A 14,292-nucleotide genomic window follows, 5' to 3' on the forward strand; every position below is an offset into this window, starting at 1 on the left:
GCCCCGCGCCCGCGCAAGCTCGCCTTGCCCGACGCGCGCCCCGGCCCGGTGATCGCCGACCGCACCCCCGCACCCCAGCCGCCCAAGGCCAAGCCGGTGCAGGCAACGCTCGACTTCAAGGGGACCTATCAGCTCCCCCCGCTCAAACTGCTCAAGGAGCCGGCCAAGAGCGGAACCGCCGCGATCGACAAGGCCGCGCTGGAGCGCAACGCCCGCCTGCTCGAATCGGTGCTCGACGACTTCCATGTGAAGGGCCAGATCGTCGAAGTCCGCCCCGGCCCGGTGGTAACGATGTACGAGCTGGAGCCCGCCAGCGGCATCAAGGCGAGCCGCGTCGTCCAGCTCGCCGACGATATCGCGCGCAACATGTCCGCCGTCTCCGCTCGCGTCGCGACGATCCCCGGTCGCAGCGTCATCGGCATCGAACTGCCGAACGTGAAGCGCGAAACCGTGTCGCTCCACGAACTGATCGGCAGCGAGACATTCGAGGATCTGGGCGCGCAGCTGCCGATCGTGCTGGGCAAGAATATCGCGGGCGATCCGGTGATCGCCGACCTCGCGCCGATGCCGCACCTGCTCGTCGCGGGCACCACCGGCTCGGGCAAGTCGGTCGGGCTCAATTGCATGATCCTGTCGCTGCTCTACCGGCTGACCCCGGACCAGTGCCGCATGATCATGATCGATCCCAAGATGCTGGAACTCAGCATGTACAAGGATATCCCTCACCTGCTCGCGGACGTCGTCACCGACCCGCCCAAGGCGGTGCGCGCGCTCAAATGGGCGGTGGAGCAGATGGAGGAACGCTATCGCATGATGGCGTCGGTCAATGTCCGCTCGCTGGGAAGCTTCAACGACAAGGTGCGCCAGGCGCTGGCCAAGGGGCAGAAGCTCGGTCGCAAGGTTCAGGTCGGCTACGACCCCGAAACGCGCAAGCCGCTGTACGAGGAAGAAACGCTGGACCTCACTCCGCTGCCGCAGATCGTGATCATCGTCGACGAGCTGGCCGATCTGATGATGACCGCGGGCAAGGAAGTCGAATTCCTGATCCAGCGTCTGGCGCAGAAGGCGCGCGCGGCCGGCATCCACCTGATCATGGCAACCCAGCGGCCGTCGGTCGACGTCATCACCGGCGTGATCAAGGCGAACCTGCCCACGCGAATCAGCTTCCACGTCACGTCGAAGATCGATTCGCGCACGATTCTGGGCGAACAGGGCGCCGAACAGCTGCTGGGCAAGGGCGACATGCTCTACATGCCCGGCGGCAAGCAGATCGCGCGCGTCCACGGCCCGTTCGTGTCGGATGAAGAGGTGATGGCGGTCGCCGATCACTGGCGCGCGCAAGGCGCACCCGATTACATCTCCGCCGTCACCGAGGAGCCGGAAGGCGGCGAGTTCGCCCTCGACGGCGCCCCGACCGGCGAGGATTCGCCGGAGGAGCAGCTCTACCGTCGTGCCGTCCAGCTGGTCGCGGAGAGCCAGAAGGCGTCGACGTCATGGCTCCAGCGCCAGCTGCGGGTCGGTTACAACAGCGCCGCCCGTCTCGTCGAACGGATGGAAAAGGACGGCCTCGTCTCCCGCCCCGACCATGTCGGCCGGCGCGAGGTGCTGATGGATCAGGACGGGCGGCCGTTGTGAGTGGGCATATCTGTCCCGTTTGCGGGTATCGCGGGTTGAACGGCCTCCCCTACGCAGAATTCAAGTGGGTGACGGCCACAGACATCGTCGCTCCGCCTTATGAACAGCATTTCGGTGCCCCCTCATACGAAGTCTGCGCGTGCTGCGGCTTCGAATTTGGCAACGATGACAACCCCGGCACATGTGCGCCAGTCACCTTTCAGCAGTATCGTGACGAATGGATATCTGACGGGACACCTTGGTTTGACGAGCTGAAGCGACCGGCAGGATGGTCATTGAAACAGCAGCTAATAGCCGCTGGGTTCCCATCCTAATTTCGCGGAGGTCCTATCCCTCGATATCGAACAACCCGATCAGCCAGTCGTGGAACAGCTTCACCGGCCGCTGCTCCAGCGCGCGGGGGCGGCAGACGAACCAGTAGCTGTACGGGCTCTTCACGCTCGGCTCGCCGAACAGTGTCGCGATGCGCGGATCGTCGGGATCAATGCGGTGCGTATCGAGCATGAAGGCGACGCCCACGCCCTGCGCCGCCGCCTCCAGCATCAGCGATCCCGAGTCGAACAGGTCGATCGATACCGGCTCCAGATCGGGCAGGCCCAGCGCAGCGCGCCAGATCTCGAAACTGTCCGCCATGTCGCGATGCGCCAGAATCGAATAGCCGGCCAGTTCCTCCGGCCGCCCGATCGCCTGCGGCCCTTCCGCTAGACGCCGCGCCGCCACCGGGCGGATGCGGTTGCGGTCGAGTCGCCGTCCGTACAGGGTCGGCTCGATATCGCGCGCCAGCACGATCGCCGCGTCCAACCCGTCGCCCAGCCGCGACATGCCATGCCCGCCGGTGTCGATGTCGAGATGAAGCTGCGGATGCACCGCACGCAACGCCGCCAGATGCGGCAACAACCTCTGGCTCGCGAACAGCGACGGCGTGCCGAGTCGCAGGCGCAGCAGTTCGGCCCCGCTGTTCATGCTCTCGATCGCATCGCTCATCGTGTCGAGCGCGGGCGCAATCAGATGCAGCAGGCGCTCGCCCTCGGCATTCAGCTTCATCGCCTGATGCCGCCGCTCGAACAATTGCTTGCCGATAAAGCGCTCCAGCGCCTGGACGCGGCGGCTCAGTGCCGGCGACGACAGCGCCAGTTCCTCCGACGCAGCTTTCACCGATCCCAGCCGTGCGACTTGGACAAATGCCTCGATGGCGGTGAGGGGCGGCAGCCTGCGCATCGCTTATATTTCTGTGGTGCAGCGTAGCATATTGCAACTCATTCCCGCAGGTGTCGAAAGCATGACACCTTTGTCATCGGCTATAATCCGCGAATGTTACAGATTGCAGAATCTGCAATCGTAACGAACGCTCTTCGCACTTGCACAAAAACTCGCCGCACTGCACATAGGACGTGCCTTTCAGGCATCCTCTCCTAAACCTTTCAAAGGGCTGGTCTTCGGACCGGCCCATTTTTTTGCGCTTTTTGCGTCGGCAAGGGTGCGGCACCGACCCGCTCCCCCACCCGGCCACCCATATCATGCTGGCGCTAGGTGCCCTGGTGACGGGTCGGCCCGGTGCCGTTTCACCCCAACTCTAGCCGACACGGAACCGGCTGCCTATCTGCGCGTCACCCCTCGACGGGCGAAAGGAGAGCCGATGGCCGATATCGAATCAGACACGCGCAAGCTGCAGGTCGCCAATTCACGGCCGGAGGACAGCGGCCGCGGCCTTGCGCATCTGCCGCGCGCCATGATGGACGCGCTCGGCGTGCAACAGGGCGACGTGGTCGAGATTATCGGCAAGCGCACCACGCCCGCGCGCGCCGTCTATCCCTATCCCGAGGATGAAGGGCTCGAGCTGCTGCGCATCGACGGGCTTCAGCGCGCCAATGCCGGCGTCGGCTCGGGCGATTTCGTCGAGGTGCGCAAGGCCGAGTCGCGACCCGCGACTCGCGTCGTCTTTGCCCCCGCCCGCCGCGACCTGCGGCTCGAAGGTTCGGGCGATGCGCTCCGCCGCACCTTCCTTGGTCGTCCGCTCTGCCAGGGCGACACCATCTCGACCGTGGGGCAGCAGCGCGTGTCGGACATGCCGCCCAACGTGCTCCAGCATCTGCGCGCGCCCGCTTATGCGCTGCAAGAGATTCGCCTGACCGTCGTCTCGGCCGTCCCGCGCGGCATCGTTCATATCGACGCCGAGACCGAGATCGAGCTGCGCAACGAGTTCGAGGAAGCGCGCGAACTGCGCCGCGCCGACGTGACCTATGACGATATCGGCGGCATGGCCGCGACGATCGACCAGCTGCGCGAGATGGTCGAGCTGCCGCTGCGCTATCCCGAACTCTTCCAGCGCTTGGGCGTCGATCCGCCCAAGGGCGTGCTACTCCATGGGCCGCCCGGCACCGGCAAGACCCGCCTTGCCCGCGCCGTCGCCAACGAATCCGACGCGCAATTCTTCCTGATCAACGGTCCCGAGATCATGGGTTCGGCCTATGGCGAATCGGAAAAGCGGCTGCGTGAGGTGTTCGAGGAGGCGTCCAAGAACGCCCCCTCGATCGTGTTCATCGACGAGATCGATTCGATCGCGCCCAAGCGCGGCCAGGTGGCGGGCGAGGCCGAAAAGCGCCTCGTCGCCCAGCTGCTGACGCTCATGGACGGGCTGGAGGCACGCGCCAACATCGTCGTCATCGCCGCGACCAACCGGCCCGAAGCGATCGACGAAGCGCTGCGCCGCCCCGGCCGCTTCGACCGCGAGATCATCGTCGGCGTCCCCGACGAGCGCGGGCGGCGCGAGATCCTCGGCATCCACACCCGCGGCATGCCGATCGAGGAGCGCGTCGATCTCGACGAGCTTGCCCGCACCACCTTCGGCTTTGTCGGCGCCGATATCGCGGCGCTGGCGCGTGAAGCGGCGATCGAAGCGGTGCGGCGGATCATGCCGCGCCTCAACCTCAGCGAAAAGACGGTCCCCGCCGACGTCCTCGAAACCCTCGCCGTCACGCGCGAGGATTTCGTGGAGGCGCTGAAGCGCGTCCAGCCGAGCGCGATGCGCGAGGTGATGGTGCAAAAGCCGAACATCACATGGGAGGATGTCGGCGGCCTCGACGATGCGCAGATGCGCCTGAAGGAAGGCGTCGAGCTGCCGATGCGCGATCCCGACGCGTTCCGCCGCCTGGGCATCCGCCCGGCCAAGGGCTTTCTGCTCTATGGCCCGCCCGGTACCGGCAAGACGTTGCTCGCCAAGGCTGTGGCGCGCGAGGCGGAGGCGAATTTCATCGCCACCAAGTCGAGCGACCTCCTGTCCAAATGGTATGGCGAGAGCGAGCAGCAGATCGCCCGGCTGTTCGCCCGCGCCCGCCAGGTCGCGCCCTGCGTCATCTTTATCGATGAACTTGACAGCCTCGTCCCCGCACGCGGGTCGGGCATGGGCGAGCCGCAGGTGACCGAACGCGTGGTCAACACCATCCTCGCCGAGATGGACGGGCTGGAGGAACTCCAGTCGGTCGTCGTGATCGGCGCGACCAACCGGCCTAACCTGATCGACCCGGCGCTGATGCGTCCGGGGCGCCTCGACGAGCTGATCTATGTCGGCGTGCCCGATGCGGCGGGTCGCGAACGCATCCTCAGGATCCAGACGCAGAAGATGCCGCTGGCTGCCGACGTCGACCTCGCGTCGATCGCGGCGCGGGCCGAGCGCTTCACCGGCGCGGATCTGGAGGATGTCGCCCGGCGCGCCGGCCTTGCCGCGCTGCGCGAACGTCCGCCCGCGACACAAGTGACGATGGCGCATTTCGAAGCGGCGCTGGCCGATTCGCGCGCCACCGTCACGCCGGAGATGGAGCGCGAGTACGAGCAGATCGTCTCGAAGATGAAGCAGGACGCGGTATCGCTGAACCCGATCGGCTTTATCGCTCCGGGGATGCTTCAGGGGCGGACACGCTCGTCCGAAGACTGAACCAGCCATAGACCACCAGCACTGCCAGGGCGGCGGCCGCGACCAGATAGGGGAGCGGCCGCCATCCACCATAGAGCGCGACGCCGATCGACGGCCCCAGGATGAACGCGGCGCCGTTGATCGACGTGACCTTCCCCGCGACCGACCCCTGCGCGCCCTGCGGTACCGCCAGCGACGATCCGGCGGTGAAGCCGGGGCGCGAGAAGCCGAATCCCATCGTCGTCAGCGCATAGGCCGTAGCAATTCCGTACAGCGACGTCGCAGTACCGGTTGCGAGACACCCGATCGCGCTCAAACTCAACCCGATCAGCATCAGCTGGCGCGGGTTGAGCCCCAGCAGCGGGATGATCCCCCATTGCACCAGCAGCGCCGACCCCGCGCCCATCATCAGCACAAGTCCCGTCGCCTCGATCGCCTCCAGCGGTGCGACGCCCAGCCGGTCGATGATCAGGAACCCGATCACCTGCCCCGCCATCGCCTGTGCATGCCCCAACACCAGGCCACAGATCATCCACGCCCGCACCCGCGGATCGAGGAAACCGATCGGTTCGATGTTCGCCGCTGTCGCCGCGGTAACGCTCGCGCCGCTCGCCTGCCCGCCGATCGACGGATAGCTCGACGCCGCGCCATGGCTGATGCTCTCATCGACATTGCGCGGCAGCAACCGGGCGACCGCGACCAGCATCGCCAGCGCGACGATGCTGAAGATCAGTGCCGGCCCCGCCAGCCCGATCGTCGGTCCGCCACGCCATAAATCGCCCACCACCAAATAGGGCGCGATCGCCGGACCCAGAATGGTGCCAAGCCCGAACGCCGAGCCGAGCAGGGTCAGCGCCTTGGTTCGCTCCTCGCGGCTGGTGCGCGACGCGACGATGGCCTGGATCGCGGGCGGAGCTGCTGAGCCGAAGCCGCCATACAGCATCCGCGCGGCGACAAAGAAGGCAAAGGCGGTGACCGGGGCGATCCAGCCATTGATCCCGGCGGCAAGGAACAGTCCGCAGAAGAACAGCGACGCGGTCAGCCCGACCTGCCCCAGCAGCACCATCTTGCGCCGCCCATAGCGGTCCGACCGGTTGGCCCAGAAGGGTGCGACCAATGTCCACAGCAATGCCGACACCGAAAACGCCGCCGCCACCGCGCTGTCGGGCACCCCGAGCGAGCGTCCGAGCGCGGGCAGCACCGATTGCAGCGCGGTGTTGCCCGCCGCGATCACGAACATGACTGCGAACAGGATGGCGAAGGTGCGGTCGACCTTGGGCGAACTCACCGTTCCCACTGATGCCCGCGCCGGATATCCACCACCATCAGGTCATAGCGTTTGAGCCACGTGCCGCGCCCCTCATGCTGGATGCGGGCGTGGTCGGGATGGTCGCGCCACGCAGCCGCGCTGGCATCGTCCGCCCAATAGCTGATCGTGATCTCGCCCCCCTCGGGACTGCCGACCCAGTCGACCCCGCGATAGCCCGGCTGCTGCGCGACCAGCTCCGCCATCGCCTTTGCGGCAGCAGCATAGCCGGGCTCGTCCGCGCCGGTGGATTCGGACACAAAGATCACAGCAACCTGGCCTGTGCGCGGGTGTTCCATGCGTTTCAGGATGAAACGTTTCGACCGCCTGCGCAACCGGCGCGGCGCGAACAACGTTAATGCGCCATGTCGATGATGACAGGACCATTGCAACTGTCCTACAGAAGCGCGACACCGACTTGAGGATTTTTGATGACCGGTTCGACCACGATCGCCCGCGCGAAGCGCAAGGCTTCGCGCCCGCTATCGCCCCAGGCCTTGTTTCTTCAGGGATTTTTCAAGCATCCGGTGATGGTCGGATCGATCATCCCGTCCTCGGGCAAGCTGATCCGCAAGATGCTCGGCCCGGTGGACTGGGATAATTGCCGGGTGTTCGTCGAATATGGACCGGGCGTCGGCACTTTCTGCCGCCACATCCTCGACCGGCTGGGCCCGAATGCCAAGTATATCGCGATCGACACCAACCCCGATTTCGTTGCCTATCTTCGCGCGACCATCGTCGATCCGCGCTTTTCCGCAATTCACGGGTCAGCGGCAGCTGTGAATCAGATTGTTGCCGATCATGGCGAACCACATGCCGACTATGTGCTGTCGGGCCTCCCCTTCTCGACCCTGCCTGCTGGCGTCGGGGAAGAGATCGCAGCAGCGACGCATCAGGTGCTCCGCCCCGGTGGCCAGTTCCTCGTCTATCAGTTCAACCCCAATGTCCGCAATTTCCTGACCCCGCATTTCCCGCGCATCGACCATGCGATGGAATGGTGGAACGTGCCCCCGGCGCAGCTGTGGTGGGCGTGGAAGGACGCCCCGGCGGATTGACGCACGGGAAGGCGCTTCCCACATCCGGTGCATGAACCAGCTCAACCTGCCTGAATCGGAATGGCGTCAGCGCCTGACCCCCGAACAATATCATGTCCTGCGCGAAGCCGGCACCGAACGCGCCTTTTCCGGGCGGCTTTCGGATAACAAGGCTGACGGCATCTATCACTGTGCCGGCTGCGGGCTCGAGCTGTTCGACAGCGACGACAAATATGATTCGGGATCGGGCTGGCCCAGCTTCACCCGCCCGGTCGCGCCCGATCATATCAGCGAACATCGCGACACCAGCCACGGCATGACGCGGATCGAGGTGCGCTGCGCCCGCTGCGACGGCCATCAGGGCCATGTCTTCCCCGACGGCCCGCCGCCCACCGGCCTGCGTTACTGCATCAATTCGGTCGCGCTCGACTTCCAGCCGCGCTGACGGCGAGGGGGCGGGACCGGTGCCCCCTCAACCCGCCACATTCATCTGATCGAAACGCTTGTGACAGCAACGGTTCACCCGTAAATCGTCACACAGCCATCCATGCCGATCCGCAAACCCATGCTCTCGCCCAAGGCGCGCCGCATCCTTCTCTGGACGGGTGGGGGCGTCGCATTGGTCGCGCTGGCGGCGTTCATCGCGCTGCTGATCGCGGTCTACACCGCCAAGGCGTCGCTGCCGAGCTACGAGGAGCTCAAATCCTCGCCCAATGGCCAGATGATCCGGGTCCATGCCGCCGATGGCACGGTGATCGTCTCGCTCGGGCCAAGCTATGGCGAGTGGATCGAATATGACAAGATTCCCGAGCCGATGCGCGACGCGATGGTCGCGATCGAGGATCGCCGCTTCCGGTCGCACTGGGGTGTCGATCCGGTTGCGCTGATGCGCATCACCAAATTCGCGATCGACAATCGCGGCACCGGCCGTCGTCTTCAGGGCGCATCGACCATCACGCAACAGGTCGCGCGCACGATCTTCCTGTCGAACAAGTACGATGTCGGGCGCAAATTCCGCGAGATGATCCTGGCGCTCGCGCTGGAGCGGAAATTCACCAAGGACCAGATCCTCGAGCTGTACCTGAACAAGGTCTATTTCGGCGGCGGCGCTTACGGTATCGACGCTGCGTCGCGCACCTTTTTCGGTCACCCCGCGACCAACCTGACGCTCTCCGAAGCCGCAGTGATCGCCGGGCTGGTCAAGGCTCCGTCGCGCTATTCGCCGACCGCCGACGCCCAGGCCGCCGTGGGTCGCGCCAGCGTCGTGCTCGACGTGATGGTCGAAACCGGCGCACTGACCGCCGCCGAAGCCGCCGCTGCCAGCCCCGCCCAGGTCAAGCTGGCCGCTGCGCCGAAGCAGAACAGCGTGCGCTATTTCACCGACTGGGCGCTGCCCCAGCTCGAAGTCCTGATCGACGAAACCGTCGCGCCGCTCGACGTGTGGACGACGATCGACCTCAAGATGCAGAACGCCGCGACCCAGGCGATTCAGGCGAACACGCCCAAGGGTGCGCAGGGCGCTTTGGTCAGCCTCGATCGCGACGGCGCGGTGCGCGCGATGGTCGGCGGGCGCGATTATGTCTCGTCGATCTACAACCGCGCGACTCAGGCGACGCGCCAGCCCGGATCGGCGTTCAAGCTGTTCGTCTATCTCGCCGCGCTGGAGGCCGGCCACAAGGTCGAGGACCGCGTGGTCGACGAACCTGTGACGATCGACGGCTGGAGCCCGCGCAACAATAGCGGGCGGTTCAGCGGCGAAATGACGCTGCGCTCGGCCTTCGCCTATTCGATCAACACCGTCGCGGCCAAGCTGGGGCAGGAAACCGGCTTCGGCACGGTCGCCGATATGGCACGCCGCTTTGGCATCACCACGCCGATCAATACCCAGCCGGCGATGGTGCTCGGCACCTCCAATGTCCGCCTGATCGACATGACCCGCGCCTTTGCCTCGGTCGGGCAAAAGGGCGTGGCGGTGACCCCCTATGCGATCACTCGCGTCACCGCCAATGGCGCGGTGATCTACCAGCATGAGGTCGATACCTCGCGCGTGCTGGTCGCCCCCTATGTCGCCGCGCAGATGACCGACCTGTTGCAGACGGCGGTCAACACCGGCACCGGGCGCGCTGCGCAAATCGGCCGCCCGGTGGCGGGCAAGACCGGCACCACCACCTCGAACAAGGATGGCTGGTTCCTCGGCTTCTCGTCCGGCCTTACCACCGGCGTGTGGATGGGCCGCGACGATGCCAAGCGCGTCGGCGGCCTGCAGGGCGGCACCGCCCCCGCCCGCGCCTTTGCCAACTTCATGCGCGTCGCGGTCGCCAACCGCCCGGTCGAGAATTTCGAGACCGAAGTGACCCTGCCCGAATGGCAGATCGAGCCGGATAACGAGGCGTGGGGCGAAGCCGATAATGGCGTGTTCGTCGATCAGGACGGCAACCCGGTCGCGCGCGACGAGGAACCGATCGACGGCGAGCCCGCGCCCGGCGACGAAGGCGGCATCAGCCAGGACTGGCTCGACCGCATGACCGGCCGCGACGCCCCGCGCGACCCGCAACCCGCGCCGCGCCGCGACCCCGCCGACCGACCGCCACAGCAGCAACAGCAGCGCGAGCCGCTACGCGCGCCTCAGGACGACCGCCCGAACGAGTGAAGCCGCATCGCGTTGGCGCGCAGCCACGTACGTTCCGGCTTGGGATCGCGCCCGTAAAGCGCGCGCACCAGCGCGTGAAACGCCGGGCTGTGGTTCATGTGCGTGCGATGCGCCACTTCATGCGCCACCGTCGCGCGCCGCACCGCCGGCGGTGCCAGGATCAGCCGCCAATTGTAGCGAATCACGCCCGATGACGCGCAGCTGCCCCAGCGCCCCTTGGGATCGCCGATCGCGACCTTGCTGACCTTCACGTCCGACAGTGCGGCATATTCGGCCGTCTCCGCACTCAGCGTCTCCAGCGCCCGCTTGCGCAGCCACAGTTCGATCCGCCGCTCATAGCCTTCGCGCGGTCCGCCCGCGATGATCTGGCCATCGTCGAGCAAAGGCGTGCGCGGAAAGCCGCTGTCCCAGCCCAGCGCCACCTCTTCGCCCAGATACAGGATCGTCGCGCCCGGTTCGAACGGCGTCGGCGCAGCGCGGTTGGCGAGCGCCCGCGCGATCCAGTCCTGCTGCCCCTCGGCCCAGCGCAGCGCCGGACCGGCGGGCGCGCGCGGCGGAATGGTCAGCCGCACCGTCCCGGTTGCCTGATCGATCGACAGCCGCATCGTCCGGGCGCGCGGATGGCGCACGACCTGGATCGGCACGCTCACAGGATGCGATCGACCATATGGTGTTCGAGGTCGCCGGCAACATCCTCCGAAATCGTCCAGCCACGGGTCGATTCACCCGCCTCATGCACGCTCTCGCGGCTGCCCGAGATCAGATAATGCCAGTCGGGCAACGGCTCGCCCGCCGCGCGCAGCCGATAGGCACAGGTCACCGGCAGCCACGGAATGTCGTCGACATTGCCTGCGTTCAGCCGCACGCATTCGGCGACATAGGCGTGACGGTGGCGGTAATCGCTGCACCGCCCCTGGTCGCGGTCGAGCAAGCGGCACGCGACATTGGTGGCATAGAGGTCGCCGGTATCGGCATCCTCGATCTTGTGCAGACAGCATTTGCCGCACCCGTCGCACAGCGCCTCCCACTGCGCGCGATCGAGCCGGGCGAGCGGGAGTTCCCAGAAGCGGGTCAGCCGATCCACCGCGTGATTTCCGCGACGATCGCGTCGGGGCTCTGCTCCTGCGGCAACAGCGCGATCGGTTCGCCATTGGGGCCCATCAGATAGGCCTGACGCCCATGATCCATCAGATAACCGGTCGGCGTCTCGCGCTTGGCATAGGGGACGCGATAGACCTTCGCCGCGGCATCGACCTGCGCCGCGCTGCCGGTCAGGCCCACCATGCGCGGGTGGAATGCGGCGGTGAATTCCTTGACCACGGCGGGCGTATCGCGCGCCGGATCGATCGACACGAACACGGGAACGATCTTCGCCGCCAATTCCGGGTCCTGCTTGTCGAGCAGCTTCATCGCACCGCCGATATTCTGCACATCGACCGGGCAGACATCGGGGCAGAAGGTATAGCCGAAATACATGATGCGGTATTTGCCGGCGAAATCCTTCTCGGTGACGGTCTTGCCGTCGCCATTCACCAGCGTGAACGGCCCGCCGATCGACGCTCCAGCGAGCGGCGCATCGGCCAGCGACTTGGGCTGCGGCGCGCCCCCGCCACAAGCGGCCAGGCCGAGCAGGACCGGCAGGGCGAAGAAAGATATCCTGTTCATGACAAGGTGACCCATGATCTGATAGAGGATGTTAGGCAAGGCTTGCAGTTGTTCAGGGGTGTGTTCCGACCATGTTGACCGTTCTGTCCCGGCTCGTATTCGCCGCGACCCTGCTGAGCGTCGCGCTTCCGGCCGGCGCGCAGCGCTTTTCCGAAAGCTACAACTTCCTGAAGGCGGTGCGCGAGCAGGATGGCAACAAGGTCACCGAATATCTGAACGCGCCCGGCCAGACCATCGTCAATGCCAAGGACGACAAGGGCGAAGCCGCGATCCATATCGTCACCAAGCGCCGCGACATGACCTATCTGCGCTTCATCCTCGCGCGCGGCGGCAATGTGAATCTGCAGGATGGCGGCGGCAACACCGCGCTGATGCTGGCTGTCGAAGCCGGCTGGATCGACGGCGTGCGGGAACTCCTGACGCGCAAGGGCAACGTCAATCTCGCCAATGGCGGCGGCGAAACCCCGCTGATGCGCGCGGTGCAGCGCCGCGATGGTGAGCTGGTCCAGCTGTTGCTGACCAGCGGCGCCGATCCCGACATGGTCGACCGGCTCGCCGGACTGAGCGCGCGTGACTATGCCGCCCGCGACGGCCGGGCTCCCGCCATTGCCGAAGCGCTCAAGAACGCGCCGAAGGTTCAGAAGCGCGCCGTTTCCGGGCCGAGCTTCTAACCAACTCCCTTCCCTCAAAGGGAGGGGCTGGGGGTGGGTGTGCGCGTCTGCGCGCTCCAAAGAGTCTCGACGGCACCGCGTAAAAGCGGCGTGCGAGGCATCGAACCTCGCTCGCCGCTAAACCCACCCCTAACCCCTCCCTTTCAGGGAGGGGATAACATTTACGATGCCGCCTACCCGTCACGTCCCCAGGCCAGCCCGTCTGCGTCGGGATCGGTAAGCGTGATCACCCGCCGCGCGGCGCGGCGGGCAAAGGCGAGCGTGCATTTGCGCCGCGTCGCGCTCGGCAACGGCACGGTCCGCGCCTCGCGCACGATCGCCGCGTCATAACGGTCGGCGACGATCACCCCCGCGCGTTCGGGCAGGAAGTCGGGCCGCTCCAGCGGGGCCAGGTCGAACCCCTGCGGCACCGCCCAGAAGTAACGGTCGCAATGCGCCAGATAGTCGGTCCATTTGCCGTCACCGATCAGGTCGGCGCGCGACACCTTGACCTCGACGATCACGATCTCGCCCCGGACATTGAGTGCCATCAAATCGGCCCGGCGGCCATCGCCCAGCGGCACCTCCGCCATCGCGACCGTTTCGTGGCGCAGCAGCATGCGGCACACGCCGCGCGTGACATCGGCGGCAATCAGCGGATCGGACTCGGCAAGCGCAAAGGCCGGGGAGGGTGTCGAAACCATCCCCGGCCTTTAGAACATTTGACGAACGAACGAAAGCCCGTCCGCTGCGGTTCAGCGATAGAAGATATGGTTGCCGACGCTGCCCACGCGCGCCTTGCGCCAGCCGGGCTGGACATAGCGGGCGTGGAAGAACAGCGCGTCCGACACGCGGCTGTCCCAGGCATCGTCGCGCGCGACCTGTGCCACGGCAAGCGCGGTCTTCCATGCGCGCACGCTGGCCGGCGGCTGCGGCAGGCGACCATTGCGCACGAACGAGAACTGACCGCGCTGGGTCAGCACGCCGCACACCGATGTGGGAAAGCGACCGGACTTGGTCCGGTTGAGGATCACTTCGGCAACCGCGAGCTGGCCCTCGAGCGGTTCACCCTTGGATTCGTAATAAACGCCGATCGCGAGGCAATTATGCTCGGCATCGTCGGCGGTCGCGTCCTGCGCGGCCACAGCGGCGGCCAGCGTCGCAAAGCGCGCGGAGGCGGACTCGTCGGTCTGGGGGGCCTCGACTTCATCCGCTTCCAGCGCGGCGAGCGATTCGGCCATGGTCGGAACCTGTTCGGACGCCGCTTCGTTGATAGCCTGAGCCGGCGTCTTGTCGGCCTCTCCGGCAATGCCCGGGGCCGTTGCACCAATGCCGGCGGCAAAGGTGAGGGTCGTGGCCGCGATGATCGCAGCCCGGAACGCGAAGGTCATTCAACTTCGATACTATGCGGTTGGTGCGCGATCGGATCGCTCAAGGTGCGG

General features: G+C 66.2%; 14 protein-coding genes. 6 read left to right on the forward strand and 8 right to left on the reverse strand.

Annotation, left to right across the window (positions count from 1 at the left end; all coding sequences use genetic code 11):
• Nucleotides 1-1,635: DNA translocase FtsK (locus tag AX681_RS07070; protein ID WP_066681992.1), on the forward strand; the 1,635-nt coding region annotated here is incomplete at its 5' end.
• Between the two features lie 327 nt (nucleotides 1,636-1,962).
• On the opposite strand, the gene AX681_RS07075 is transcribed toward AX681_RS07070, so the two are convergent.
• Nucleotides 1,963-2,853 (reverse strand): LysR substrate-binding domain-containing protein, encoded by an 891-nt coding sequence (locus AX681_RS07075; protein ID WP_066664036.1) that lies wholly within the window; start codon nucleotides 2,851-2,853, stop codon nucleotides 1,963-1,965.
• Between the two features lie 418 nt (nucleotides 2,854-3,271).
• Here AX681_RS07075 and AX681_RS07080 point away from each other — a divergent pair, with 418 nt between their 5' ends.
• Nucleotides 3,272-5,566 carry a CDC48 family AAA ATPase gene (locus AX681_RS07080; RefSeq protein ID WP_066664043.1) on the forward strand — a complete coding sequence of 765 codons (2,295 nt, stop codon included), beginning with the start codon at nucleotides 3,272-3,274 and terminating at the stop codon, nucleotides 5,564-5,566.
• On the opposite strand, the gene AX681_RS07085 is transcribed toward AX681_RS07080, so the two are convergent.
• Entirely contained in the window at nucleotides 5,517-6,785 is a 1,269-nt protein-coding gene (locus AX681_RS07085; RefSeq protein WP_066664060.1) for an MFS transporter, read from the reverse strand. The genes AX681_RS07080 and AX681_RS07085 overlap by 50 nt on opposite strands.
• Before the next feature lie 44 nt (nucleotides 6,786-6,829).
• Nucleotides 6,830-7,120: an antibiotic biosynthesis monooxygenase gene (locus tag AX681_RS07090; RefSeq protein ID WP_331709992.1), complete on the reverse strand. Its 291-nt coding sequence runs from the start codon at nucleotides 7,118-7,120 to the stop codon at nucleotides 6,830-6,832.
• 162 nt (nucleotides 7,121-7,282) lie between these two features.
• Here AX681_RS07090 and AX681_RS07095 point away from each other — a divergent pair, with 162 nt between their 5' ends.
• The 3 genes from AX681_RS07095 to AX681_RS07105 all read left to right on the forward strand — a co-directional run bounded on the left by AX681_RS07095 (nucleotide 7,283) and on the right by AX681_RS07105 (nucleotide 10,535).
• Nucleotides 7,283-7,906, forward strand: coding sequence for a class I SAM-dependent methyltransferase (locus tag AX681_RS07095; protein ID WP_066664050.1), 624 nt, complete (start codon nucleotides 7,283-7,285; stop codon nucleotides 7,904-7,906).
• A 31-nt stretch (nucleotides 7,907-7,937) separates the two neighbouring features.
• The gene (gene msrB / locus AX681_RS07100; protein WP_066664053.1) at nucleotides 7,938-8,330 is read left to right on the forward strand and encodes a peptide-methionine (R)-S-oxide reductase MsrB; all 393 of its coding nucleotides are present in this window, start codon (nucleotides 7,938-7,940) and stop codon (nucleotides 8,328-8,330) included.
• Between the two features lie 102 nt (nucleotides 8,331-8,432).
• Nucleotides 8,433-10,535, forward strand: coding sequence for a PBP1A family penicillin-binding protein (locus tag AX681_RS07105; RefSeq protein ID WP_082738113.1), 2,103 nt, complete (start codon nucleotides 8,433-8,435; stop codon nucleotides 10,533-10,535).
• Here AX681_RS07105 and AX681_RS07110 read toward each other — a convergent pair.
• The 3 genes from AX681_RS07110 to AX681_RS07120 are packed head-to-tail and all read right to left on the reverse strand — an operon-like array spanning nucleotide 10,511 to nucleotide 12,200.
• Nucleotides 10,511-11,185 carry a M48 family metallopeptidase gene (locus tag AX681_RS07110; protein ID WP_066664055.1) on the reverse strand — a complete coding sequence of 225 codons (675 nt, stop codon included), beginning with the start codon at nucleotides 11,183-11,185 and terminating at the stop codon, nucleotides 10,511-10,513. The two genes, AX681_RS07105 and AX681_RS07110, sit on opposite strands and share 25 nt — an antisense overlap.
• Entirely contained in the window at nucleotides 11,182-11,610 is a 429-nt protein-coding gene (locus AX681_RS07115) for a YcgN family cysteine cluster protein (protein ID WP_066664062.1), read from the reverse strand. The genes AX681_RS07110 and AX681_RS07115 overlap by 4 nt, the downstream gene beginning before the upstream one ends.
• Nucleotides 11,607-12,200 carry an SCO family protein gene (locus AX681_RS07120; protein ID WP_066664056.1) on the reverse strand — a complete coding sequence of 198 codons (594 nt, stop codon included), beginning with the start codon at nucleotides 12,198-12,200 and terminating at the stop codon, nucleotides 11,607-11,609. The genes AX681_RS07115 and AX681_RS07120 overlap by 4 nt, the downstream gene beginning before the upstream one ends.
• 71 nt (nucleotides 12,201-12,271) lie before the next feature.
• Here AX681_RS07120 and AX681_RS07125 point away from each other — a divergent pair, with 71 nt between their 5' ends.
• Complete coding sequence (locus tag AX681_RS07125) at nucleotides 12,272-12,871, forward strand: ankyrin repeat domain-containing protein (protein WP_066681993.1); 600 nt, start codon at nucleotides 12,272-12,274, stop codon at nucleotides 12,869-12,871.
• A 173-nt stretch (nucleotides 12,872-13,044) separates the two neighbouring features.
• Here AX681_RS07125 and AX681_RS07130 read toward each other — a convergent pair whose 3' ends face one another.
• Nucleotides 13,045-13,554, reverse strand: a complete 510-nt coding sequence (locus tag AX681_RS07130) for an MmcB family DNA repair protein (RefSeq protein WP_066655632.1) — start codon at nucleotides 13,552-13,554, stop codon at nucleotides 13,045-13,047.
• Nucleotides 13,555-13,605: 51 nt separating this feature from the next.
• Complete coding sequence (locus AX681_RS07135; RefSeq protein WP_066655638.1) at nucleotides 13,606-14,241, reverse strand: cell wall hydrolase; 636 nt, start codon at nucleotides 14,239-14,241, stop codon at nucleotides 13,606-13,608.
• Nucleotides 14,242-14,292 lie beyond the last annotated feature (51 nt).

The organism is Sphingomonas sp. CCH9-E2 (genome assembly GCF_001557215.1).
Lineage (GTDB): Bacteria > Pseudomonadota > Alphaproteobacteria > Sphingomonadales > Sphingomonadaceae > Sphingomonas.